The sequence below is a fragment of the Pseudomonas putida genome (assembly GCF_001941965.1).
GTDB classification, from domain to species: Bacteria; Pseudomonadota; Gammaproteobacteria; order Pseudomonadales; family Pseudomonadaceae; genus Aquipseudomonas; species Aquipseudomonas putida_L.
This window is the reverse complement of sequence record NZ_MKZO01000073.1, coordinates 83,424-105,864: the sequence shown is the minus strand read 5'-3', so window position 1 is coordinate 105,864 and position 22,441 is coordinate 83,424. Positions and strand designations below refer to the sequence as shown.

Below are 22,441 nucleotides of genomic sequence, written 5' to 3'. Positions count from 1 at the left end.
TTCCCCCTCATCACGAAGGACCGTCCAGCATGCCTGTCGCCCTGATCACCGGTTGTTCCAGCGGCATTGGCCGCGCCCTTGCCGACACCTTCCGCGATGCCGGCTATACCGTCTGGGCCACGGCACGCAAGGCCGGGGACGTGGAAAAACTCGCCGCCGCCGGGTTCCGCGCCTGGCCGCTGGATGTCAATGACGCCCAGGCCCTGCAACAGCTGGCCGAGGCTGTCGAAGCGGCCCACGGCGGCCTCGACCTGCTGATCAACAACGCCGGCTATGGGGCCATGGGCCCTCTGCTGGATGGCGGGGTCGAGGCCATGCAGCGCCAGTTCGAAACCAATGTCTTCGCCGTCGTCGGGGTAACCCGCGCGCTGTTCCCGGCGCTGCGGCGCAGTCGTGGGCTGGTGGTGAATATCGGCAGTGTCTCGGGGGTGCTGGTCACGCCGTTCGCCGGGGCGTACTGCGCATCGAAGGCGGCGGTGCATGCCTTGAGCGATGCCCTGCGCCTGGAGCTGGCGCCGTTCGGTATTCGCGTGATGGAAGTGCAGCCGGGGGCAATCCAGTCGAGTTTCGCCAGCAATGCCGGGCATGAGGCCGAGCAGGTGCTGACAGCGGAATCGGCCTGGTGGCCGTTGCGCGAGCATGTTCGGGCGAGGGCTCGCGCGTCGCAGGACAGGCCGACGCCGGCCAGCGAGTTTGCCGCGGGGGTACTGGCCGCGGTGGGCAAGTCGCCGGTGCCGGGGCTGGTGAGGTTGGGCAATGGCAGCCGGGCCTTGCCGTTGCTGGCGACCCTGCTGCCTTCGCGGTTGTTGCAGTGGGTGCTGAAGAAGAAGTTCGGACTCAACAGAGCCTTGTGACCTCGAGGGCCTCATCACTGGCAAGCCCTCCACAAAACCCTGTGGGAGCTGGCTTGCCAGCGATAGGGCCCTCAAGCACACCACAAACAATCAGGCAATCGACCGCACCACCCCACCATCCACCCGCATCCCCGCCCCGGTGGTCGCACTGGCCTGCTTCGACGCCAGGTACACCACCAGGTTCGCCACTTCCTCCACCGTCGCCAGACGCTGGATGATCGAGCTGGGCCGGTGCTCGGCGATAAAGCTGGCTTCCAGTTCCGCCGTCGACACGCCCTGGTCCCTGGCCATCTGCCCGAAGAAATCACCCACGCCTTCCGAGCGGGTCGGGCCCGGCAGCACGGCGTTGACCGTCACCCCGGTGCCCGCCAGGGTTTCCGCCAGACCGCGGGACACGGCCAGCAGTGCGGTCTTGGTGGTGCCGTAGTGCACCATCTCGGTGGGGATCTGCAGCGCCGATTCGCTGGACAGGAACAACACCCGCCCCCAGTTGCGCTCCTTCATCCCCGGCGCGTAGTGGCGTGACAGGCGCACTGCACTGAGCACATTGACCTCGAAGAAACGCTGCCACTCATCATCGCTGATCTCGAAGAAGCCCTTGGGTTCGAAGATGCCGAGGTTGTTGACCAGGATATCGGTCTGCGGCACCTGCTCGAACAGTTGCCGGGCGCCTTCGGCAGTGCCGAGGTCAGCGGCCACGCCGATGATGCGGGCGGCCGGGACCTTGTCGCGGACCTGCTTCAGGGCCTGGTCGACCCGGGCCTGGCTGCGACCGTTGAGCACCACCTCGGCACCCGCCTCGGCCAGGCCGATGGCGATGGCCAGGCCGATGCCGGCGGTGGAACCGCTGACGATGGCGCGCTTGCCGTTGAGGGAGATTTGCATGTGGGCCTCCTGGAGTTAAATCAATCGAAAGAGCAACGCGGTCACTGTGGGAGCTGGCTTGCCAGCGATTGCCATGGTGAATTCACTAATGCAATCGCTGGCAAGCCAGCTCCCACAGGGTTTAGTGGTGCTGGGCCATTTGGGGTGTTTCAGCCAGATCGAACGCCTGCCAGCCGCCCCCCAGCGCCTTGTACAACCCCACCAACGCCTGGGACACCGCCGCCGAGCTGTCGATCCACTGCTCTTCACTGGCCAGCAACGCCCCCTGCACACTCAGCACATTGAGGAAGTCCACCGCTCCCTCGACGTACTGCCGCTGCGCCGTCTCCAGCGCGATCCTGTTCTGCCTGACCGCCTCGGCCAGATGATCACGACGCAACTGACTGGCGTTGTACAGGCGTAGCACATCGTCGATTTCATGCCAGGCGCCGAGTACCACCTTGCGGTAGTTCAGCGCCGCTTCCTGCTGCTGCGCCTCACGCAGCTCAAGCACACCACTCAAGCGCCCGCCCTCGAAGATCGGCAGGGAAACCTGCGGGCCAATGGCGAAGCGCCGGGCATCCCAGGCGCCGAAATCACTGAGCTGCATGGCCTGGAAACCGAAATTGCCGGACAGGCGGATGCTCGGATAGAAGTCCGCCTTGGCCACGCCGATGCTCGCCGTCGCCGCGTGCAGGCGCGCTTCAGCCTGACGGATATCCGGCCGCCGCTCGGCCAGCTGCGACGGCACGCCAATCGCGAAGCGCTGTTGTGGCGCCGGCAGTTCGGCGCTTTCCAGCAGCTCGCTCTGCAACGTGCGCGGCGGCTCGGCGGCAAGCAGGCCGATGGCATTGATCAGATCGGCCTGACGCGCTTCCAGGGTCGGCAAACGCGCCTCGATGGACGCCACCTGGGCACTGGCCTGGGCCACATCGAGACGGGTGGCAACCCCTTGGGCCTGACGGTCATTGGACAGTTTCAGGCTGTGCTGCGCGACCTTGAGGTTGTCGCGGGTCACCGCCAGGCTGTGCTGCACCGCGCGCAGCTGGATATAGTCACCCGCCGTTTCCGCCAGCAGCGCCAGGAGCACGCTACGGCGGTCGTTTTCGGCCACTTCCACCGAAGCGTCGGCCGCTTCGACCTGACGCCGTACCCGACCCCAGAGGTCCAGCTCCCAACCAGCAACCAGATCACCCTGCCACAGGTTGTAGGCCGCCTTGCCCGAATTCCCGGACGGATCGCTCAGCCCTTCAGCGCTGTTGCGCGCCCGGCTGTAGCCACCGCTGACGCCCACCGATGGCGTTTCATCGGCGGCGATGCTGCTGCGCAAGGCGCGGCTCTGCAACAGCCGCGCACTGGCCATGCGCAGGTCGAGGTTGTTGGCTGCGACCTTTTCGATCAGGGCGCTGAGACGGGCATCGTGGAAACTCTCCCACCAGCGCAGTTCCAGCGGCTCGGCAACCGGCTGGCTGGCAGCCGCCTCGCCCTGCAACCCGGCCCACTGCTGCGGCGCCTGGCTGTCCGGGCGCTGGAAATCCGGGCCCAGGGTACAGCCGGCGAGTACCACGCCGAGCAGCAACGGGCTCAAGCGAAACAGGCTGTTCATCGCGCGCTGATCTCCTTGCCGTTGAGGGTGTCACCCTGGGTATCGATCACCGCTTCCACCGACATGCCCACCCGCAGGCGCTCCAGCAGCGGCTGGTCGGCGTCGAAGACGATCTTCACCGGAATGCGCTGGACCACCTTGGTGAAGTTGCCGGTGGCGTTGTCCGGCTTGACGGCAGCGAAGGTCACCCCGGTGGCCGGGGCGATGCTCTGCACGTGGCCGCGCAGGGTTTCGCCGGAGAAGGTATCGACGCTGATGCTCACCGGCTGGCCAGGCTGGACATGGGTAAGCTGGGTTTCCTGGAAGTTGCCGACGACGTAGGCGTGGTTGAGCGGCACCACCGAAAGCAGGCGGGCACCCGGGTTGACGTAGGCACCGACGCGCAATGCACGCTCGCCGACCATGCCGTCCACCGGCGCCAGGATGCGCGTGTAGGACAGGTCCAGGTTGGCCTTCTCCAGTCCGGCTTCGGCACGCTTGAGCTGGCCGTCGGCGCTGGCCACCTGGGCCTGGAGGATATCTACCTGCTTGCGCGTCGCCAGCAGTGCGGCCTGTGCGTTGGCCAGGCGGGCGCGGGCCTGGTCGACCCGGCTGCGCGCCTGCTGGGCGTTCTGCACGGTGCCGGCACCCTGCTCGGCCAGGCGGCTGTAGCGGGTGGTTTCATGATCGGCAAAGGCCGCTTCCGCCTGCGCCGCCTTCACCGCCGCCTCGGCTTGGGCGATCAGCGCGGCCTGGCGCTCGAGGGTCGCGCGAGCATCGGCACTCTGCGCCCGGGCCACCAGCAACTGCGCCTGGGCAGCATCGAGGGCGGCCTGGTAATCGCGGTCATCGAGAGTCGCCAGCAGTTGCCCGGCCTGGACTTGCTGGTTGTCTTCCACCAGCACTTCCTTGATGAAACCGCTCACCTTCGGCGCGACCACGGTGTAGTCGGCGCTGACGTAGGCGTCGTTGGTGCTCTGCCGGTGGTCGTTGCCCAGCAGGTGCGGGGCACCGATGGCAGCGAGGACGGCGATGGCGAGCACCGAGCCGATCAGGATGTTCTTGCGGGTGTTGGTCATGTCGAAAATTCTCGAATTCATCCGGGCTCAGGCCACCGCGCGCGGTGGGTAGACCCGTGTAGGCACGAAAGGAATCAGGCAGATCAGGGCCACGGCAATGCAGGCCATGACCAGGTAGAGGTCGGCCGAAGTCAGTACCAGGGCCTGTTCATGAATGCGCTTGGCCAGGTCGGCAGCGGTGTCGTCGAGCAAGGGGGCGTTGCCCAGGCTGTCGGTGAGGTGGGTGGAGTGGAAATGCCGGCGCAGGGTGCCGAGGGCATCCAGCAGGCCGCCGGCGATCACCGCCGCCAGGCCCTTCACCGTGTTGAACCAGGCCGAGGCGAACGGCCCTTCCTGCGGGCTCATGCCGTTGGTGGACAGCATCAGCAGCGGCAGCACCGCCATCGGCTGGCCGAACACGTGGAGCAGTTGCAGGACGTAGAAGTTGTCGCGGATCCATTCCGAGGTCAGTTGGGTGCCGCCGAGGCAGGCCAGGGCCAGCAGGCCGAGACCGCAGGCCAGGACCCAGCGGCAGTCCACTGCGCGGATATTGCACAGCGCCGCCACCAGCGGCAGCGAGATCAGTTGCGGCATGGCCACCAGCAGCATCAGTGGGCTGGTCTGCGCCGGGCGATAGCCCTGGACCTGGGCCAGGTACGCCGAAGGAATGCTGATCGCCGCCGACAGCACGATCAGCACCCCGGCCAAAGTCACCAGGGCGAAGCTGAGGTTGCGCCGACCCAGCATGCGCAACTGGAAGAACGGCAGCGGCTCGGACCATTCGTTGAACATGAACAGCACCAGCAGCACCAGGCCACCGCCGAGCAGCCAGCAGATCAGCGGCGAGTCGAACCAGCCCCAGCGGTCGCCCAGGCTCAGTCCGAGGACCAGCGAACTGATCGCCGGCAGGCCGAGCAGCACGCCGCGCCAGTCCAGTTGGCGGAAGCGTTCCAGGCGCAGCGGGTCCTGGGGCAGGCCCCAGCCGACGCAGAACATCGCCAGCAGCGACGGCACGATGATCTGCCAGAACGACCACTGCCAGCCGACATACTCGGTCCACAGTCCGGCCAACGGCGTCCCGAGGTTGGGGCCGAAGGTGGCGGTCAGGGCGTAGCAGGCCAGGCCGTAGACCTTGATCCCCGGCGGCAGGAAGCGCAGGGCCACGCTCATCAGCATCGGCGGCAACGCCCCGGAAGCCAGACCCTGGACGATGCGCAGCAGCATCAGGCTGTACAGGTCCGGGGCGTAGGGCTGGAGCAGGCCGAGCACGGCGAATACGCCGATGGCCGACAGCGTGAAGCGCCGCAGGGAGAAGGTGGTCGCCAGCCAGGGCGCAAAAGCCATGGCCGACACCGAGGCGGCGGCATACACCGCCACCAGCCAGGCACCCTCGTCGGCGCCGATGCCCATGGCACCGCGGATATCCGCCAGGGAGACCTTGGTCACCATCTCGTTGAGCCCGGCGCAGAGCACCGCCAGCAGCACGCCGAACAGACCGACCACCACCTGCAGGCCGAACGCCGGCTGCGCGGGGGCGGCCGCCTGGGGGGCGACTGGCGCGGCAAGGGGCGCGGACAGGGAAGTCATCAGAAATCTCCAGCAACAAATTGACTGGAGGGAGTTTAAAAACCCCGACTACTGACGAAAACTGACTTATGGGCAGTTTACGATTGCGCCAGACGCAATCCGTGGTTCACGGGTCGACTTCACAGCAGGTTTTCAGGGTCTGGCGCAGCCAGCGGTGGGCCGGATCGTTATGGAAGCGCGGATGCCAGGCCTGCATCACCGTGACCCGCTCCATCGGCAGCGGAATCTCGAAGGAGCGCAGCGGCAGGCCGAGGCGGTGCACGCTGTTGAGGATATTGGCCGGCATCGGCAGGATCAGGTCCGAAGCCGGCAGGGAGAACATCGCCGAGTGGAAGCTCGGGGTGATCAGCGCGACCCGCCGCTGCACCTTGTAGTTGGCCAGTTCCACATCGATCGGCCCGTTGGCCCGGCCGCGGCGCGACACGCTGATCTGCGGATAGGCGGCGAAGCTCTCCGGGGTGATCTCGCCCTCGAAGATCGGATGATCGCGCCGTGCCAGGCCCACATAGATGGTGTTGAACAGGCTCTGCACCTTGATCTCCGGACCGAGGTCGATGCTCGAACTGATGATCAGGTCGGTGCGCCCGTCGCGCAGCACCGCATCGTCGTCACCGCCGCTTTCCGGGACGAAGCGCAGCACGGTGTTAGGTGCCTGTTCGTGCATGGCACGCAGCAGTTGCGCGCCATAGAGGGCGATAAACAGGTCGTTGGTGCGGATATTGAAGGCCCGGTCGAGGTTGGCCAGGTCCACCTCGTCGCCGCCGCGGAACACTTGCCCGGCCTGCTCCACCAGGACCCGCACCTGCTCCTGCAACGCCAGGGCCCGTGGGGTCGGCACCAGCCCGCGGCCGGCGCGGACCAGGACCGGATCGCCAAGGGCTTCGCGGATCCGGCTCAGGGTCCGGCTCATTGCCGCCGGGCTCAGGTTCATGCGCTGGGCGGCGCCGACCACGCTGCCTTCGTCGAGCAGGGCATCGAGGGCGACGAGCAGGTTCATGTCCGGGAGTTGCATGGCCGGGTTCCCTTTGGCGAATGATGGAAACGCGATCTTAGCAGCTCAGTGGATTGCGCCGGACGCAACGATCCAGTGCACGGCAGGCCATTTATCAGGGCAGGGGAATGCGCCGAGAATGCCTTGTCCTTTTTTCCCCAAGGTATTCGCATGTCCAGTCCGGTCCTGATCGCTATCGATGCTTCTCCTGCCTGCACGGCCCTGCTCGATCTGGCGCGGCGCTACTGCCGCCCTGAGTTGCACCGGCTGCATGTGCTGCTGGCGATCGACAGCACCTTCGCGGTGCATGACCACCCGGCGCCTTATACCCGGGGCGAGCTGGAGGAATATCCGGCGGCGTGTGACGAGCAACAGCTTGCGGAGCGGGCGGTGGGTGAAGCGGTGCGGGCGTTGCGCGAGGCCGGGTTCGGCGACTGCACCGGGAGCCTAGTGGCGGGTGGTCCGGTGGAGGTGATCGTCGGCAAGGCACGGGAGTTGAATGTGGAACTGATCGTGATGGGCCACCGGCATCTGTCGCGGCTGGGGCGGTTGCTGGATCCGTCGGTGAGCGGGAAGGTGATCGATCAGGTGGGGTGTCCGGTGCTGGTGGGGGCGACACACCTCGCTTGAATATTTCATGACCACTCGGCCCGAGCCTTGCAACCCTGTGGAACTAGCCATCGAACGCCCAGTCAACCGATGCACTGTCATTGTCAGGTGAGCACCATGCACAAGCCCTTTCAGCAGATCAGCGATGCCTTCTCGGACGAGTACCGGGTCAACCTCAGTATCGAGCGCCTGGACGGCAGCATCATGTTGACCCTGTCCAATGAACAGGGTCGGGTGGTGGCCAAGCGCTTGATCAGCCGTGAACAACGGGGTTGCCCGAAACGGCTGGAGCGGTTGATCGACAGCGTCAGGTTCGGGATTGCCATCGAGCAGGGGCATAGCGCGGTGGATATTCTGGCGGCGATGACCGAGCAAAATGGTGGTGGCCGTTGGGGCCTCATCGCTGGCAAGTCGGAGCGCCGAACCGCAGCTCCCACAGGGCCCGCGCAGGCCTGAACGATGGGCCGCGCTAGCGGCCCCAGAATTCCCCGGTCACATCGATAGCCCTGTCTTCATCGACAAACGCTACCACCCGCCTGACCTGCCGGTAGACCTCGGCCGCCCCCGAGCCCAGCGTGATTCCCGTCCGCAGATCCACCGCCTGCGCCGCCACCACCGCTTCGATCCTGACCAGCCACTCCACCCGCTGCACCAGCCGCGCGGTCTTCTCCACCACCGCCAGCCCCTGCCCCGCATAATCCTCGACCCGGTCCGCCACCGGCACGCTGAGCGCCGGCAAGGGATTGGCCAGATGCACGATCTCCGCCACCAGCGCCGCCGCCGTGCGCTGCAAGGCGGCCAGCCCGACACTCCCCGGACGCGGGCTCAAGGAGCGCGGCAACTCGCTGAAAGAGGGTGACAAGAGCTTCGCCGTCCGCTCGGCACTGGCCACCGACATCCGGCTCAAGGCCAGCCCCAGGCCTTCGAACGCCAGCGCCAGATGGGTACTGTCGAAGTTCGCCGTCACCAGCACCTCACGGCGTTCCACGACCAGCGCCGGGTTGTCCGCACCGCTCTGCAGTTCGATCCCGACGATCTCCCGGGCCCGCGCCAGCGCATCACGCACCGCGCCCAGTACCACCGTGGCACAGCGAAAACTCAAGGGATCCTGCAACCGACGCGCCTGCCGCTCACCGCCGTCAAGCAAGGCCAGCAACGCCGCTGACTCCTCCGCCTGCCCCGACGCAGGCCGCAAGTGCGCCGCCTGAAAGGGTGCCACGCCAGCGCGATAGCCTTCGCATGACAGCGCCAGCACACCGCGCTGCCTGTCCAGCAAACGCTCCGTCTCACTGACCAGCAAAGCCCCCAGCCCGATGCTTGCCGAGTTGGCCGAGACCAGTGCCAGACCGTCCTTGTCCCGTGGTACCAGCGACTTCAGCCCGGCCCGCTGCAAGGCTTCATCCGCCGGCAAGCGCTCGCCGCGATACTCGACCCAGCCCTGCCCCTGCAAGGCCAGGGTCACATGGGCCAGAGGCGCCAGATCACTTTCACCGAGCGAACCGAGCAGCGGCACCTCGGGGTGAATACCGTGATCCAGCAAGTCCCCAAGCGCCAGGGCACTGGCCAGAGAAATGCCCGAGCGCCCCTGGCCCACTCCGGCCAGCCGCGCGGCCATGATGGCCCGCACCTCCCGCCGCGACGCCAGCCGCCCCACACCCACCGCCCGGCCGGCAGCAATGCGCTGCTGGAACCCGGCATCGCCCTGTGCCTGGTCCACCGCAGCGCCGAGCCCGGTAGTCACGCCATAGATGGGCTCGCCCGCCGCGATCAACTCCAGCAACAGGGCATGCCCCGCGTCGATGTGCCCTCGCCTCTCTTCATCCAGTCGCGCCGACAGCTCACCATCCACTACTGCCAGCAAACGCTCGATAGGCTTCATGCCCAACGCAACCGCTGGCCGATCCCCAGGTGCCGGGCCTTGTCCAGCAAGGCATGGCCGAGGGCAATGTCGCTCAGGCTCAGGCCGCGATGCCAGAACAGGATGGTCTCCCCCGGATGCTCGCGCCCCGGCTTCAGCCCGGCGACGATCTGCCCGAGTTCGGCATGCAGGGTCTGATCACTGAGACGCCCTGTCTCGACATGGGCCCGCAACGAGCCGAACTGGCCGCCCTTGCATTGCCCCCAGTCATCGACCACCAGCTTGTCCATGATGTCGGTCAGCGACAGCTCCACCGCGCTCATGGTGCCGTAGGGCACGACAAAGGCACCGGGCTTGATCCACTCGGTACGCAACAAGGGTTCGGGGCGTTCCAGGCGCGACGCCTCGACCACGATGTCGGCATCGCGCACCGTGCTTTCCCAGTCCTCGGTGACGATCACCGGCTTGCCCAGGTCGCGGCGCAGGCGTTCGGCGAAGGCTTCGCGGCTCTCCGCCCGGCGCGAATGCACGCGGATCTCGTCGAAGTCGAACAGATGATCCAGCAGGCGCACATTCCAGTACGCCGTGCCCCGCGCGCCGATATGCCCCAGCACCTTGCTGCCGGGCCTGGCCAGGTGCCGGGCACCGATGGCAGTCAGCGCCCCGGTGCGCATATCGGTGATCGCCGAGGCATCGAGGATCGCCTTGGGCACACCGGTGGCCGGGTCCAGCAGGTTGAGAATCGCCAGCTCCGACGGCAGGCCCTGGCGATAGTTGTCGACGAAGTCTCCCACGACCTTGACCCCGGCGCGGCCGATCTCGCCGCCGAGCACGCCGCGCAGCACGTTGAAATGGCCGTTGATCCCGCCACCGGGAATCAGGTGGGTACGCGGCTCGATCACCGCCTGGCCCTGCCCCTGCAAGGCCAGGCCGGCTTCGACGGCGGCGAGAATTTCATCGTTGCCCAGGTTCAGTTCGGCAACGTCCAGGCCATTGAGAAAATCGATGTAAATCGGCTGCATGAAAATCACCTCAAGGCTGGAAAACGATGTCCTGCACCCGCACTGCCCGCGGGATCAGGTGGTTGGCGAAGAACAGGTCGGCGGTGCGCTGCTGGCTGGCGATGGTCTCGGCATCCAGGGCGCGGATCGGCGCGCTGTAGCGATGGCTGAAATAGCGCTCCACCACCGGCCGTTGCAGGCCCAGCACACGGGTCATGGTGTCGATGCTGGCGTCGGGCTGGTCGATGGACAGGCGCTGGGTATGGCGCAGGGTATCGAGGAAGGTGGCGATGGTGGCGCCGTGCGCTTCGGTAAAGCGTCGGCTGGCGATGTAGAAGGTGCCGGCCGGGTTCAGGCCCTGGCCATCGCTTAGCAGGCGCGCGCTGCCATCGAGCAGGGCCGCCGAGTAGTACGGGTCCCAGATCACCCAGGCATCCAGCTTGCCCTGCTCGAAAGCGGCACGGGCGTCGGCGGCGGCCAGGTACACCAGGTTCACGTCCTGCAGTTCCAGGCCAGCGTGCAGCAGGCTCTTGAGAAACAGGTTGTGGGCGCTGGAGCCCTTGAGCAGCGCCACGCGCTTGCCCTTGAGATCAGCCAGGGTCTTCACCGGACTGGTGGTCGGCACCAGAATCGCCTCGGTGCGCCCGTCACTTGGTTCCACGCCGATGTAGCGCAGGTCAATGCCGGCGACCTGAGCAAAGATCGGCGGGATATCACCGATATTGCCGATGTCCAGGCTGCCGCCGTTCAGCGCTTCGACCAACTGCGGGCCGCCGGGGAACTCGATCCACTCGACACGGGTGCCCGGCAGTGCGCTTTCCAGCAGCTTGTGCTCACGGGCAAGGACCATGTTCACCGAGCTTTTCTGGTAGCCGATACGCAGCGTCTGCGGCTCGGCGGCGAAGACCTGGGCACCCAGCAAGGCGAGCACGGCGCAGGAGAGTATTCGCTTGATCATCACAGGCTCCCACGCACTTTTTCCGCGACATCGGCCGGCACCCAGGCGCTCCAGACGTCCGGGTAATCACGCAGGAAGACCTGGGCCACGGCACGCGGCTGCAGGCGTTTTTCGCTCATGCCGGCAAGGGTCTGGTTGAGCAGGTCGATGGGCAGGTCGACCTGGCTGAATAGCGCCACCAGCTCCGGGTACTGCGCGCGAAACGGCGCGGAAACGCCGATCGCCAGGCGCGCCGGCAGCGAGCGGGTGCCGCGCGGGTTGGGGTTGCTGGCGTCGGCCAGGGTCTTCCAGGCGTCGGCATCGAAAGGCGGCTCTTCCAGCTTGACCAGTTTGTAGCGACCGATCAGCGGGGTCGGCGACCAGTAGTAGAACAGCACCGGCTTGCCGCGGCGGATCGACGATGCCACCTCGGCATCCAGGGCCGCGCCGGAACCGGTGCGGAAGTTGACGAAGCTCTCGCTCAGGCCGTACGCCTTGAGTTTCTGGCTGTTGACGATTTCCGAGGTCCAGCCGGTGGGGCTGTTGAGGAAACGGCCTTTTTGCGGATCTTCCGGGTCCTGGAAGACCTTGGCGTAGCGTGGCAGGTCGGCCACCGATTTCAGCTCCGGGGCCAATGCCGGCAGGTTGCGTTCGGGGTCGCCCTTGATCACGAACTCCGGCACCCACCAGCCTTCGGTGGCGCCCTTGACCGTATCGCCGAGGCCGAAGACCTTGCCCTCGGCTTCGGCCTTGACCCAGGCCGGGCTGCGTCCGGCCCATTCTTCGCCGATCACCTGGATGTCGTTCTTCGCCAACGCGGCTTCGAGGCTGACGGTGCTGCCCGGCAGGGTGTCGGTGCTGTAGCCGTAGCCCTTTTCCACCAGCACGCGCAGGACCTCGGTGATGAAGCTGCCGCTTTCCCAGGTGATGTCGCCGAAGTGGATGGGCTGGGGTTTGTCGCCGGCGTGGGTGAGCAATGAGAGGGTGATGAGGGAGGTGCCTAACAGGGTTTTCAGGAGTTTCATGGTCGATCTCGCGGGCCATTGGGACCGCTTTGCGGTCCTTCGCGGGCAAGCCACGCTCCTACAGGTATCGCGTTGCTTTGTAGGAGCGTGGCTTGCCCGCGAAGGGCCGCAAAGCGGCCCCAGAGAATCAGAAGTCGTAAGTGAGCTTGGTGTAGTAGAACGCCCCCTCGGGCGCCGAAGGCGCGAGGTAGCTGTATTGCTGCCCCGGAGTCTGGCGCAGGCGCAGGTTGAAGTCGTCCGGCTTGCTGTCGAACAGGTTGTTGGCACCCACCGACAGCTTGAGCTGCTTGTTGAAGGCGTAGTTCACGTCCAGGTCGGTGTTCCATTGCGCCGAGAAGGTCTGGTCGTACTGGGCGTTGGCGGCCGACGCAGCGTACTTGCGGTATTCGCCGTAGCGCACCTGGGACAGGCTGACGGTCCAGGGTCCGTAGCGATGCACCGCGCCGAGCACCAGCTTGTCTTCCGGGTAACCGTGTTCGAGGAAACCGCGGGCTTCGCGGGTCAGCACGTCGAAGCCGTAGGGGTTGGCGTTGACCGATTCGATGCGGGTGCGCGCCTTGGTGTAGCCCGCCGACAGCGCCAGGTTGCCGTAGCGCTCCAGGTCGAGGTTGTACTTGCCGACGATATCGACGCCCCGGGTGCGGGTATTGGCCGCATTGGTCATGAACTGCGCCCAGCTGTACTGGCCGTAGCCCGCCGCCGCGAGAATGCGCTCGGCGTCCGGCCCGGAAATCCCGCCACTGTAGAGCAGGCGATCACGGATGGTGATCTGGTAGGCATCGATGGTCAGCGAGGCCTGCTCGCTCGGCCGGAACACCACCCCCAGGGAATAGTTGGTCGACTTCTCAGGTTTCAACGCCTCGGCGCCCAGGGCCTGGGCGGCCGGGTGGTCGACCGGGAGAATCCGGGTCAGTACCGGGTTGCCGTTGACATCGACGTTGGTGGTGGTGGTCCAGGAGGTGCCGATCTGGCCCAGGGTCGGCGCGCGATAGGCGCTGTTGACCGTGGCCCGCAGGCCCAACTGCGGGGTCAGCTCGTAACGCGCCGAGAGCTTGCCGGTGGTGGCCGAGCCGAAGTCCGAGTAATGCTCGGTACGCCCGGCGATACCCACCTGGAATTTCTCGGTGACCTGGTTTTCCAGGCCGAAATACACCCCGCCGACATCGCGCTTGTAGGTCCCGGCATCGTCCGGCATCAGTCCCGAGGCCTGCACCGCGCCGACCTGCACGCCACCGATGCCGCCGAACGAATAGGAGTCGTAGTCGCCGTCTTCTAGGCGGTACTGCTCGTGCCGGTAGGCCACGCCGGCAGATACCGTCAGCGGGTTGTCCGACCAGGCCACGGCCAGGTCCTTGGCGTAGTCGATGCCGAGGTTGGTCTGTTCGTTGACCAGGGTCGCGACATCGAACTTGGTCGGGCTGTTGACCCCGTAGCTCGGGTTGACCGTATCGAAGGCCAGCTCGTCATGCTTGTCGCGGCCGTAGGTGGCGCTGAAATCGAAGCGGCCGATGGCCTCGTCTTCGAAGCGCGAGCCGACGGTGAACGACGCGTCCTCATAGCGATAGCGGTACTTGGGAATGGTGCCGTTGGGGTACAGGGCAGCGACGTTGTTCGGGTTGGACGCCAGCAGCGGTGGCGTGTTGTTGATCGACTTGTCCTGCCCGAAAGTGGCGAAGCTGTACAGGCGCCACTGGTCGTTCAGGCCGACCTCGGCGTTGGCCGCAAGGTTGTATTTGTCCCGGGACGCACCGCCCCAGCGCGGGTCCTGCAACACACCGCCGGCTTCGTACTTGTCGCCGATATCGGTGGGTTTGGTATTGACCCCGTTGAAGCTCAGGGTGAGGAAGCCGTCGCCCGGCAGCCCAAGGCCGTACCAGCCATCGGCGCTCTTGCTGAAGCCATCGCCCTGGGCGTACTTGCCCACCTGGGTATTGAGCTGGCCGCCGCTGTCGCGCTCTTTCAGCACGATGTTGACCACCCCGGCCACGGCGTCGGAACCGTACTGGGCGGATGCGCCGTCACGCAGCACCTCCACATGGTCGATGGCGCTGATCGGGATCATGTCCAGGTCGACCGGCTGCGCGCCAATGAACGGCACGCCGCCGGAAATGTTCACCACTGCCGAGGCATGCCGGCGCTTGCCGTTGACCAGCACCAGGGTCTGGTCCGGGGCCAGGCCGCGCAGCGAAGCGCCCTTGGGGTTCTGCCCGCGGGTGGCGCTCTGGTTCTGCGGGAAGTTGAACGACGGCAGCAACTGGAACAACGCCTGGTTCAGCGTGGTGGCACCGGTCTGCACCAGTTCCTCGCTGTTGATCACATCCACCGGCGCGGCGCTGGTCAGGGCGGTGGCGTCGCTGCGGCGGGTGCCGAGGGCGACCACGCGATCCAGGGTCGGCGCACTGGCGGCGGAGGTTTCGCGGCTGGCGATCCGGTTGGTACTGGCAGTGCCGGTTGCCGACGAAGTTTGCGTCTTGTCCTTGATGATGAAGGCGCCGGTCGGGCTGACTTCCAGGGCCAGCCCGGTCCCCCGCAGCGCCGCCTCGATGGCCTGGGCGGCAGACAGGTTACCGTCGACCCGCGCCGAGGAATAACGCCCCAGCTCCGGAGTGAAGGAAATCACCTGGCCGCTCTGTCGGCTGATGTTCAGCAGCACCTCGTCCAGCGGGCCGGATTCGAGATGCCAGGCCTGGCGCGCTTCGTCGGCGAAGGCCGCGCCGCTCAACAGCAGGCTGAAGGCAATGGCCACGGATGTTTTGTTGCGTTGCGTGTTGTATTGATGCTTGCGCAAAACGATTCCCCCCACGGAATCCAAACGCGCTGCTCTCTCGGCAGCGCTTGTGGGAAGGGTGTGGCGCAGGCCGGGGAAATCTTGCAGATCGTTTGGTTATGGGCTTATGCCCCAGTCACCGTGACCCAGTAATCGCTGCGCCGATTGATACGGATCGGCAAGGTCCGGCTGAGGGCTTCGAGGACCACGTCGCTCTGGTCAAGGCGGTACAGGCCGCTGACCCGCAGATCGGCAATGGCCGGGTCGAGGCGCAGCACGCCATGGCGATACGGGCGCAGGGCCTCGATCACTTCGCGCAACGGGCTGCCACGCACTTCCAGCAGGCCATTGACCCAGGCGCTGTCGCCGCTGCGCAAGGTCTGGAGCGCGCCGAAGCGGAAACGGTCGAACGTAACTTCCTGACCGGGCTGCAGCTGCAGGCGGTCGCCGCCACGGGTAACGATCTGCAGCGGCGTCTCCATGGCGCCGACCCGGCACTGGTCATCGCGGTCGCGCAGAAGAATCCGCGCATCGCGGCCATACACCTCGCCGCCACTGGTTTGCAGGACGAACGGGCGGTGATCGGCGGCGACCTGCAGCAGCCCTTCGCCACCCCGCCATTTCAGCAGGCGGCGCTGGCTGTCGAACTGCACGTCGGCGGCGCTTTGCGCGTTGAGCACCAGCTCGCTGCCGTCGTCCAGGTGCACGGTCTGGCGCTGGCCGATACCCGTGGAAAAGTCGGCGCTCAGCGAGTCGAACGACGGCGTCAGGCTCCAGCCGCCGCCGATCATCAAGCCAGCACCGAGCAAGGCCCGCTGCAACACCTTGCGCCGGCTCGACGGGGCATCCAGCGCCCGTTGCAGCACGCCGCCATCGACCCCCTGGGCAATCGGCACCTGGAACACGCCGAGGGTGCGCTCCAGGCGCAGGCACAGTTCTTCATGGCGGGGATCGCGGGCGCGCCAGGCAAGAAAGGCCTGATGCTCCGCATCGCTGGCCTGGCCCGAACGCAGCAGGACGATCCAGCGGGTGGCCTGTTCGAGCAGGCGTTCCTGTTCGGCGCTCATATCACTCCAGGCTGGCCTTGAGACAACGGTGGATGGCCTTGGCCATGTAGTCGCTCACCGAGCGTTGCGAGATGCCCAGTTGCGCAGCGATTTCCGGGTAGGTCAGGCCGTTGACCTGGGACAGCAGGAAGGTTGCCTTGACCTTGGCCGGCAAGCCGTCGAGCAGTTCGTCGATGATCTGCAGGGCTTCGAGCATCTGCGCCAGTTCCTCCGGCGAGGGTGCCTGTGCCTCATCGTCCAGGTGCAGGGCATCGAGATAGGCGCGCTCCAGGTCGCGGCGCCGCCAGAGCTGGTACATCAGGCGCTGGGCGATGGTGGTCAGCAACGCCCGCGGCTGGCGGATCGGCTCGGCGACCGGGGCACTGAGCAACTGCACGAAGGTGTCGGCGGCGATATCTTCCGCGCCACCATCCCCCAGGTGCCGGCGCAGGCGCAGGCACAGCCACTGGTAATGGTTGCGGAACAGCGAGCCCACGTATTCGCGGTGGGCGTGGTCGAGACCGGACATGAATGACTCCAGAAGGAGGATTGCTTGAGATGTCCGGTGGTCCGGTGACGCCATGCTAGAGGGACGGCTTATTCTTTAAAAATATTTAAAAAGCATTCGATTATTCGAATTTGAAATTAGCGGCGGAACGCTCATAGTCGAGCAGGATCTGGTAGTCGGCCTCGCTGGCAGGCAGGACTTCGCGGATCGCCAGGGTGTCGGCGAAGGCGGGCAGCGTCTGGTTCAGGGCCTGGCGGATGCGTTCGGCGCCGGCCTCGTCGAGGCGGGCCGGGCCGATGAAGGGCAAGGTCGGGCTCGGCGCACTGATGTCGAGGATGCGCAGGCCGCTGACTTCTTCGCTGTGGTCGCGGGCCAGGTAATCCCAGGTGATGCTGTCGATCGCCGCCAGATCGCCCTGCCCTGTCTTCAGGGCCTTGAGACTGTTGCGGTGACTGCCGGTGTACTGGATGGCGCAGAAGAAACGGTTGTCCCGCTGCAAGGGCTCCAGGCAATGGCGCAAGAGGTTCATGCCGGAGTTGGAGTCGGGGCTGTTGAGCAGGCCCCGGCTGTCGAAGAAGTCCGCCAGGGTGAGACGCGGGTCATCCTCGCGCACCACCAGCAGGCTGCAATGGTTGCCGGCGCTGGCGTGGGGCAGTTCGTAGACCGGGCGGCCAATGACCCGGACCTTGCCGCGCAGCAGGGTCATCAGCGGGTAGCCGCAGGTCTGGGCGAACAGCAGGTTCGGCGATTGCCACAAGGTGGGCAGGTCGAGGGTGCTGGCGTCCTCGCGTACCGCGCCAAGCAGTTCCAGCGTTTGTTGCAGCCAGGATTCGCTGGCCGCGCGAACCCGCGAGGGGGCCACGTACATAAGCAGTTCGGCGTAGGCCATGGGCACTCCGGATCAGGCGAAAGGATGTTCGGGGCTGTCGATGGGACGCAGGCTGTGCTCACGGATCAGCTCGCCATAGCCGTTCACCAGATAGCCGCCGCTGCGCGCCAGCCATTGCTCGCGACGCTGGCGGTAGACGGTGGGCAGGAAGTACCACGGCAGACCCGGCAGGTCGTGGTGCACCAGGTGCAGGTTGAGGTGCAGGAACAGCCAGGTCCAGGGCCAGCCGGCTTCGTTGAGCACGGTACGCTGCTCCGGGCGTTCGGCGGGGCGGTGCTCGTAGAAGGAGCGCAGCATGGCCACCGACAACGCCGGCACGCTGGCGAGGAACACGTACTGGGCAATGGACAGGGCGCTGTATTCGGCGATGAAGGTGAACATCAGCAGGGTGCAGAAACCGTGTGTCAGCCACATGCGCCAGGCCTGGCGGTCGCCCTGTTTCAGGCGGGTCAGTTCTTCCCGGGCGAGGCCGAACAGGGCTTGCGGGGCGCCGGTCAGCAGGCGTCCAGGGACGGTCTTGTCGAGCCAGCGCAGGGCCCGGTTTGCTATCGGGGTGCGTTGCCAAGCCTGTTGGCCGAGGTAGCGACTTTCAGGGTCGCGGCCCGGCAGGGTGAGGTCTTCGTCACGGTGATGGAGCAGATGGCTGTCGCGGTACAGGGTGTAGGGGTACCAGACGGCGAACGGGGCGTAGCCGAGCAGCTTGTTCAGCCAGAGATATCGAGTCGGATGGCCGTGGAGCAGTTCGTGTTGCAGCGACAGCCACAGCACCAGCAGCGGGACCAGCAGGACCGTGGTGAGCCCGACGCCAAGGACCGAACTGCCCAGCAACAGGGCGAACCAGCCGGCATACACCCCGATCAGCAGCAGCCAGGTCGGCCACTCGCTGCGCCCGAGGAAGCTGGCGTGCAGGCGCAGCACTTCATCACGCTGGGCGTCGTCGAGGTAATGGGGCATGGCGGAGGTCCTGAAATGGCGGATACCCCCTTGTGGGATGAGACGGGAAAATCTTGCAGATCGATTGGTTATAAAGGGCAGGATCTTTTGTTGTTCCTGAGGGCCTCATCGCTGGCAAGCCAGCTCCCACAGTGACCGCGTGCGCCGCTGGACTTGTGGGAGCTGGCTTGCCAGCGATAGGGCCCTCAAGAACAAAGCAAAATTACCTGCCCTCTTCGACATCCTTGCCATTGGCATCGATCGCCCGGCTCGACGGATAGCGCGACGACGCATAGCGCACCACCAGGATCGAGAACGACAGCAGCAAAATCCCGCCACACAGGTACAGCAGCCCCTCGTCCGGCGCCTTGTGGTGCGATACATCGCCGATCAGCAGGCGGGTCAGCGCGGTGATCGCCACGTACAGCAGGAAGCGGATCGGCATGTGGTTGGTCTTGAAGTAGATCCCCACCATCGCGCCCAGTTCGAGGTAGATGAACAGCAGCAGGATATCGTCGACACTGACCCCGCCCTTGCTGATCATGTCCATGAAGGTCGCCACCGCCGCGTAGGCGGTGATCGCCCCGATCCCGAACAGGGCCAGGTAGTGGAACGCCTCGACGCACAGGTTGCCCAGCGAGTCGGCAGTGCCGTGCAGGCCCTTGCGCAGTTTTTCAGCCCATTTGATGTTCACGTTGCAGATTCCCTGATACGGCTTGGAAGAAGATGCGCCAGGCATATGACGGCTATGCCTGCATGCAGTAAAAAGGCCAGCGCCCCCGCTTGAGAAGGCGACCGATTGCCGCAAGGCACGCGCGCCACGCCATCAGGTTGCAAAATCTGGGCTATAAAAAGGCCACTATCCAACGCTGGATGATTACTGTATAAATACCCAGTATTCGTATTCAATCAATTTTCGAAAAAGGCGTGAGGTGATGAATGGCCGTCGAAGTGGTGTACCGCAGCAGCCGCGACCTGGAGCGTTTGTTCATGGATAAAGCCGAAGCAGACCGTCACGACAAGATGCTCGAGCTGGCGGAGATGCTGGCCGAAGTCCTGAAGAAAGCCGTGCCGTCCCTGGACGAGCAGCAGCTCGACGATATCGGCATCTACATGGCGAAGAACCGCGATGTGTTCGCCAAGGCCTTCAAGAGCCAGCCGGACGCCCTGTCCGAACTGCTGGAAGCACCGGCCGAGGCGGAATAAGCCTCAGCCGCCGCCGTATACCAGCCGCTCGGCCAGTTGCTCGGCGACCCGCGCCGGCGAGCGTTTTTCCGCCTGGGCGTGGGCAAAGACCTCGGTCAGCCGGCTGGGGATCCGCGCCAGGTGCGCGGTGATGGCGGTGGGCGCGAGCCCTTGATGGATCAGCGCGACGTAGATCAGCCCGCCGGAATTGATGATGTAGTCCGGGGCATACAGAATGCCGCGGTTCTCCAGTTGGTCGGCCACCTGCAGGCTGGTCAGCTGGTTGTTGGCCGAGCCGGCCACCGCCGCGCAGCGTAGCTGCATCACGCTCTGCCCGGTGAGGATCGACCCCAGGCCGCAAGGCGCGAAGATATCGCAGGGCGTGCCCACCATCGCTTCGGCGGCCACCGGCTGGGCGTCGAACTGTTCCATGGCCAGTTGCACCCGGCCCTGGTCGTGGTCGCTGACCAGCAATTCGGCCCCCGCCGCATGCAGTTGTTCGGCCAGGGCATAGCCGACATTCCCCAGCCCCTGCACCGCTACCCGCAAGCCTTCCAGGTTGTCGCTGCCCAGGCGGGCCATGGACGTGGCGCGGATCCCGGCGAACACACCCAAGGCGGAATGCGGCGACGGGTCGCCGGCCTGGGTGGTGCTGGTGACGTGCCGGGTGGATTGGGCGATGCAGTCCATGTCGAGGGTCGAGGTGCCACTGTCGATGGCGGTGATGTAACGACCGTCGAGGGATTCGACGAAGCGCCCGAACGCCTCGAACAGCGCGGCACGGTTTTCCACATGGGGGTTGCGGATGATCACTGCCTTGCCGCCGCCCAACGGCAGTCCGGCCAGAGCGGCCTTGTAGGTCATGCCCTGGGCCAGGCGGATGGCGTCGGTCATGGCGCTGTTGTCGTCCGGGTAGGCCAGGTAGCGACAGCCGCCCAGCGCCGGGCCCAATTGCTCGTTGTGGATCGCGATCACCGCCTTGAGGCCGGTGGCCGGGTCGGTGCACAGGTGCAGCGAACCGGTACGGCTGCTTTGCATGAGAGCGAACATCTGCGGGCCCTCCTGAACAGTGCTGCATCCAGTATAGGTGTCCCCTTCGGGCCTGCCGGAGCACTGGACGAAACGCCGTGCCAGGGCTAAAACAGAAGCTCTCGACGGAGATCGCCATGAACCCACGCCTCGCCTGCCTGGCCTGTCTGGAACGCACGCCCCCGGCCTTGTTCGAGGCCGGTTTGTGGATCGCTGCCGAGCACGATGCCAAGGTCGATCCGGCGCAGGTGATGCGCGAGGTCAGGGACCTGCAGCGTGAGGTCAGCAATGACCTGCCGCTGCTGCCACTGAACGAACTGGCCCAGCCGCTGCTGCGCAAGCTGTGCTCGCTGGGTTTCCAGGAAGACGAATACCACCCGCTGCGGCCCCAGGCGGCCCTGCTCGATCACCTGCTGCGGCGCCGTCGCGGCCAGCCGCTGGCGCTGGCCCTGCTGAGCCTGGAGCTGGCGCGGGGGTTGTCGATTCCGCTGGAGGGGGTGAATTTTCCTGGGCATTTCCTCTTGCGCGTGCCGGGGGCGGATCATCTGCTCGATCCTTGTGGCGGGCGGCGTCTGTATCCGGCGGATTGCCGGGAATTGCTCGGGCGCCAGTTCGGGCCGCAGGTGGCGTTGACGGCGGAGCATCTGAAGACAGCCAGTGCGCGGGAGATGATCCAGCGCCTGTCACGCAACCTGAGGCAGTTGCATTCGACCCATGGCGACGATATCGCGGCGTTGAAGGATGCCGAGCGGGTGATGGAGCTGGGAGCGCCGCTGGCCAGTGACTACCTGGCCCGGGCCACCCTGTACCAGCATCTGGAATGCCCGCAGGCCGAGCGCTATGACCTGGAGCATGCGCTGCTGCTGACCGATGATCCGATCCAGCGCTTGCGGCTGACGGAGCGGTTGGGGCATTTGCCCAGTGGGAAAAGATCAGTGCATTGATGTTGTTCTCTCGGGCCCTATCGCTGGCAAGCCAGCTCCCACAGGGTTTGTGCTGACCACAGGATTTGTGATCGACGCGGTCACTGTGGGAGCTGGCTTGCCAGCGATGAGGCCCGAGAGAACAACAAAGAACTAACCTGCAGCAGGCGTATCCGGCTGCCGCGCAGGATGCGCCAGCACGAACGCCGGATGCTCCTCCGCCAGCCCCACCACCCGCAGGATCCGCGGATACCCGCCCAGCTCGATATTGAAGCGCCTGGCCGCATACACCTGCGGAATCAGGTACACATCCGCCAGCCCCGGCTCATCGCCGAAGCAGAAGCCCTGGTCACCGATCAACTGTTCCACCGCCTCCAGCCCCTGGCTGATCCAGTGGGCGATCCACTGGTTCACCGCCTCCTCGCCCTGCCCCAGCTCGCGCAGGCGATTCAGCACGCTGACGTTGTGCAAGGGATGAATATCGCAGCCGATCAATGCCGCTACGCCGCGAACCTTTGCGCGCTGTACCGGATCGTGGGGCAACAGCGCCGGCTGTGGATACACCTCTTCCAGGTACTCGATGATCGCCGGCGACTGCACCAGCAGTTCGCCGGAATCGGCCTTGAGCGCCGGCACCCGGCCCTGGAGATTGAGCGCGAGGTAATGCTCGTCGCGCTGTTCGCCCTTGAGCAGGTTGACCGGCAGCGACTGGAACTCCAGTTGCTTCAAGGCCAGGGCAATCCGCACCCGGTACGACGAGGTGGAGCGGTAATAGGTGAACAGTTCCATGCG

22 protein-coding genes are annotated in these 22,441 nt (G+C 65.7%); 5 read left to right on the top strand and 17 right to left on the bottom strand.

All coding sequences use genetic code 11. The features are described from left to right. The first annotated feature begins 29 nt into the window (after nucleotides 1–29). Nucleotides 30–854, top strand: coding sequence for an SDR family oxidoreductase (locus PSEMO_RS29455; RefSeq protein WP_075806386.1), 825 nt, complete (start codon nucleotides 30–32; stop codon nucleotides 852–854). A 90-nt stretch (nucleotides 855–944) separates the two neighbouring features. Here PSEMO_RS29455 and PSEMO_RS29450 read toward each other — a convergent pair whose 3' ends face one another. From PSEMO_RS29450 to PSEMO_RS29430, 5 genes are all read right to left on the bottom strand, one after another. Further along, nucleotides 945–1,739, bottom strand: a complete 795-nt coding sequence (locus PSEMO_RS29450; protein WP_075806385.1) for an SDR family NAD(P)-dependent oxidoreductase — start codon at nucleotides 1,737–1,739, stop codon at nucleotides 945–947. Between the two features lie 121 nt (nucleotides 1,740–1,860). Then, nucleotides 1,861–3,324 (bottom strand): efflux transporter outer membrane subunit, encoded by a 1,464-nt coding sequence (locus tag PSEMO_RS29445; protein ID WP_075806384.1) that lies wholly within the window; start codon nucleotides 3,322–3,324, stop codon nucleotides 1,861–1,863. Beyond that, complete coding sequence (locus tag PSEMO_RS29440; protein WP_075806383.1) at nucleotides 3,321–4,382, bottom strand: HlyD family secretion protein; 1,062 nt, start codon at nucleotides 4,380–4,382, stop codon at nucleotides 3,321–3,323. Before PSEMO_RS29440 ends, PSEMO_RS29445 begins: the two co-directional genes overlap by 4 nt. Nucleotides 4,383–4,409: 27 nt before the next feature. Next, nucleotides 4,410–5,948, bottom strand: a complete 1,539-nt coding sequence (locus PSEMO_RS29435; protein ID WP_075806382.1) for an MFS transporter — start codon at nucleotides 5,946–5,948, stop codon at nucleotides 4,410–4,412. A 106-nt stretch (nucleotides 5,949–6,054) separates the two neighbouring features. Next, the gene (locus PSEMO_RS29430; RefSeq protein WP_075806381.1) at nucleotides 6,055–6,960 is read right to left on the bottom strand and encodes a LysR family transcriptional regulator; all 906 of its coding nucleotides are present in this window, start codon (nucleotides 6,958–6,960) and stop codon (nucleotides 6,055–6,057) included. Nucleotides 6,961–7,110: 150 nt separating this feature from the next. Here PSEMO_RS29430 and PSEMO_RS29425 point away from each other — a divergent pair, with 150 nt between their 5' ends. Further along, on the top strand, nucleotides 7,111–7,569 hold the full coding sequence (locus PSEMO_RS29425; protein ID WP_075806380.1) for a universal stress protein: 459 nt from the start codon (nucleotides 7,111–7,113) through the stop codon (nucleotides 7,567–7,569). A gap of 96 nt (nucleotides 7,570–7,665) precedes the next feature. Beyond that, a complete protein-coding gene (locus PSEMO_RS29420) occupies nucleotides 7,666–8,004 on the top strand; it encodes a DUF3509 domain-containing protein (RefSeq protein WP_075806379.1) in 339 nt (112 codons plus the stop codon). Between the two features lie 13 nt (nucleotides 8,005–8,017). Here the strand turns inward: PSEMO_RS29420 and PSEMO_RS29415 are convergent, their stop codons facing one another. From PSEMO_RS29415 to PSEMO_RS29370, 10 genes are all read right to left on the bottom strand, one after another. After that, nucleotides 8,018–9,427, bottom strand: coding sequence for an HAL/PAL/TAL family ammonia-lyase (locus PSEMO_RS29415; RefSeq protein WP_075806378.1), 1,410 nt, complete (start codon nucleotides 9,425–9,427; stop codon nucleotides 8,018–8,020). After that, nucleotides 9,424–10,428: an ornithine cyclodeaminase family protein gene (locus PSEMO_RS29410; protein ID WP_075806516.1), complete on the bottom strand. Its 1,005-nt coding sequence runs from the start codon at nucleotides 10,426–10,428 to the stop codon at nucleotides 9,424–9,426. The genes PSEMO_RS29415 and PSEMO_RS29410 overlap by 4 nt, the downstream gene beginning before the upstream one ends. Before the next feature lie 10 nt (nucleotides 10,429–10,438). Further along, complete coding sequence (locus PSEMO_RS29405) at nucleotides 10,439–11,365, bottom strand: aliphatic sulfonate ABC transporter substrate-binding protein (RefSeq protein WP_075806377.1); 927 nt, start codon at nucleotides 11,363–11,365, stop codon at nucleotides 10,439–10,441. Next, nucleotides 11,365–12,369: an ABC transporter substrate-binding protein gene (locus tag PSEMO_RS29400; protein ID WP_075806376.1), complete on the bottom strand. Its 1,005-nt coding sequence runs from the start codon at nucleotides 12,367–12,369 to the stop codon at nucleotides 11,365–11,367. Before PSEMO_RS29400 ends, PSEMO_RS29405 begins: the two co-directional genes overlap by 1 nt. A gap of 127 nt (nucleotides 12,370–12,496) precedes the next feature. Further along, complete coding sequence (locus PSEMO_RS29395) at nucleotides 12,497–15,157, bottom strand: TonB-dependent receptor (protein WP_075806375.1); 2,661 nt, start codon at nucleotides 15,155–15,157, stop codon at nucleotides 12,497–12,499. A 104-nt stretch (nucleotides 15,158–15,261) separates the two neighbouring features. Next, a complete protein-coding gene (locus PSEMO_RS29390) occupies nucleotides 15,262–16,203 on the bottom strand; it encodes a DUF4880 domain-containing protein (protein ID WP_075806374.1) in 942 nt (313 codons plus the stop codon). Between the two features lies 1 nt (nucleotide 16,204). Continuing rightward, the gene (locus tag PSEMO_RS29385; protein ID WP_009395135.1) at nucleotides 16,205–16,711 is read right to left on the bottom strand and encodes a sigma-70 family RNA polymerase sigma factor; all 507 of its coding nucleotides are present in this window, start codon (nucleotides 16,709–16,711) and stop codon (nucleotides 16,205–16,207) included. Between the two features lie 100 nt (nucleotides 16,712–16,811). Then, complete coding sequence (locus PSEMO_RS29380; protein ID WP_075806373.1) at nucleotides 16,812–17,579, bottom strand: phosphate/phosphite/phosphonate ABC transporter substrate-binding protein; 768 nt, start codon at nucleotides 17,577–17,579, stop codon at nucleotides 16,812–16,814. 12 nt (nucleotides 17,580–17,591) lie between these two features. Beyond that, nucleotides 17,592–18,533 (bottom strand): fatty acid desaturase, encoded by a 942-nt coding sequence (locus tag PSEMO_RS29375; protein WP_075806372.1) that lies wholly within the window; start codon nucleotides 18,531–18,533, stop codon nucleotides 17,592–17,594. A 202-nt stretch (nucleotides 18,534–18,735) separates the two neighbouring features. Further along, nucleotides 18,736–19,206 carry a phosphate-starvation-inducible protein PsiE gene (locus tag PSEMO_RS29370; protein WP_075806371.1) on the bottom strand — a complete coding sequence of 157 codons (471 nt, stop codon included), beginning with the start codon at nucleotides 19,204–19,206 and terminating at the stop codon, nucleotides 18,736–18,738. A gap of 245 nt (nucleotides 19,207–19,451) precedes the next feature. Between PSEMO_RS29370 and PSEMO_RS29365 the strand changes: the two genes are divergently transcribed. Beyond that, a complete protein-coding gene (locus tag PSEMO_RS29365; protein ID WP_075806370.1) occupies nucleotides 19,452–19,718 on the top strand; it encodes a YebG family protein in 267 nt (88 codons plus the stop codon). 3 nt (nucleotides 19,719–19,721) lie between these two features. Here PSEMO_RS29365 and PSEMO_RS29360 read toward each other — a convergent pair whose 3' ends face one another. Further along, nucleotides 19,722–20,747, bottom strand: a complete 1,026-nt coding sequence (locus PSEMO_RS29360) for a Leu/Phe/Val dehydrogenase (protein WP_075806369.1) — start codon at nucleotides 20,745–20,747, stop codon at nucleotides 19,722–19,724. Nucleotides 20,748–20,863: 116 nt separating this feature from the next. Between PSEMO_RS29360 and PSEMO_RS29355 the strand changes: the two genes are divergently transcribed. Continuing rightward, a complete protein-coding gene (locus tag PSEMO_RS29355; protein ID WP_075806368.1) occupies nucleotides 20,864–21,670 on the top strand; it encodes a transglutaminase family protein in 807 nt (268 codons plus the stop codon). Nucleotides 21,671–21,802: 132 nt separating this feature from the next. On the opposite strand, the gene maiA is transcribed toward PSEMO_RS29355, so the two are convergent. Continuing rightward, nucleotides 21,803–22,438, bottom strand: coding sequence for a maleylacetoacetate isomerase (gene maiA / locus PSEMO_RS29350; protein WP_075806367.1), 636 nt, complete (start codon nucleotides 22,436–22,438; stop codon nucleotides 21,803–21,805). Nucleotides 22,439–22,441 lie beyond the last annotated feature (3 nt).

What these genes read in the sequence shown, in the direction of transcription:
- PSEMO_RS29455 (WP_075806386.1), top strand. Translation starts at nt 30, where the DNA reads ATGCCTGTCGCCCTGATCACCGGTTGTTCCAGCGGCATTGGCCGCGCC.
- PSEMO_RS29450 (WP_075806385.1), bottom strand. Translation starts at nt 1,739, where the DNA reads ATGCAAATCTCCCTCAACGGCAAGCGCGCCATCGTCAGCGGTTCCACC.
- PSEMO_RS29445 (WP_075806384.1), bottom strand. Translation starts at nt 3,324, where the DNA reads ATGAACAGCCTGTTTCGCTTGAGCCCGTTGCTGCTCGGCGTGGTACTC.
- PSEMO_RS29440 (WP_075806383.1), bottom strand. Translation starts at nt 4,382, where the DNA reads ATGACCAACACCCGCAAGAACATCCTGATCGGCTCGGTGCTCGCCATC.
- PSEMO_RS29435 (WP_075806382.1), bottom strand. Translation starts at nt 5,948, where the DNA reads ATGACTTCCCTGTCCGCGCCCCTTGCCGCGCCAGTCGCCCCCCAGGCG.
- PSEMO_RS29430 (WP_075806381.1), bottom strand. Translation starts at nt 6,960, where the DNA reads ATGCAACTCCCGGACATGAACCTGCTCGTCGCCCTCGATGCCCTGCTC.
- PSEMO_RS29425 (WP_075806380.1), top strand. Translation starts at nt 7,111, where the DNA reads ATGTCCAGTCCGGTCCTGATCGCTATCGATGCTTCTCCTGCCTGCACG.
- PSEMO_RS29420 (WP_075806379.1), top strand. Translation starts at nt 7,666, where the DNA reads ATGCACAAGCCCTTTCAGCAGATCAGCGATGCCTTCTCGGACGAGTAC.
- PSEMO_RS29415 (WP_075806378.1), bottom strand. Translation starts at nt 9,427, where the DNA reads ATGAAGCCTATCGAGCGTTTGCTGGCAGTAGTGGATGGTGAGCTGTCG.
- PSEMO_RS29410 (WP_075806516.1), bottom strand. Translation starts at nt 10,428, where the DNA reads ATGCAGCCGATTTACATCGATTTTCTCAATGGCCTGGACGTTGCCGAA.
- PSEMO_RS29405 (WP_075806377.1), bottom strand. Translation starts at nt 11,365, where the DNA reads ATGATCAAGCGAATACTCTCCTGCGCCGTGCTCGCCTTGCTGGGTGCC.
- PSEMO_RS29400 (WP_075806376.1), bottom strand. Translation starts at nt 12,369, where the DNA reads ATGAAACTCCTGAAAACCCTGTTAGGCACCTCCCTCATCACCCTCTCA.
- PSEMO_RS29390 (WP_075806374.1), bottom strand. Translation starts at nt 16,203, where the DNA reads ATGAGCGCCGAACAGGAACGCCTGCTCGAACAGGCCACCCGCTGGATC.
- PSEMO_RS29385 (WP_009395135.1), bottom strand. Translation starts at nt 16,711, where the DNA reads ATGTCCGGTCTCGACCACGCCCACCGCGAATACGTGGGCTCGCTGTTC.
- PSEMO_RS29380 (WP_075806373.1), bottom strand. Translation starts at nt 17,579, where the DNA reads ATGGCCTACGCCGAACTGCTTATGTACGTGGCCCCCTCGCGGGTTCGC.
- PSEMO_RS29375 (WP_075806372.1), bottom strand. Translation starts at nt 18,533, where the DNA reads ATGCCCCATTACCTCGACGACGCCCAGCGTGATGAAGTGCTGCGCCTG.
- PSEMO_RS29365 (WP_075806370.1), top strand. Translation starts at nt 19,452, where the DNA reads ATGGCCGTCGAAGTGGTGTACCGCAGCAGCCGCGACCTGGAGCGTTTG.
- PSEMO_RS29360 (WP_075806369.1), bottom strand. Translation starts at nt 20,747, where the DNA reads ATGTTCGCTCTCATGCAAAGCAGCCGTACCGGTTCGCTGCACCTGTGC.
- PSEMO_RS29355 (WP_075806368.1), top strand. Translation starts at nt 20,864, where the DNA reads ATGAACCCACGCCTCGCCTGCCTGGCCTGTCTGGAACGCACGCCCCCG.
- maiA (WP_075806367.1), bottom strand. Translation starts at nt 22,438, where the DNA reads ATGGAACTGTTCACCTATTACCGCTCCACCTCGTCGTACCGGGTGCGG.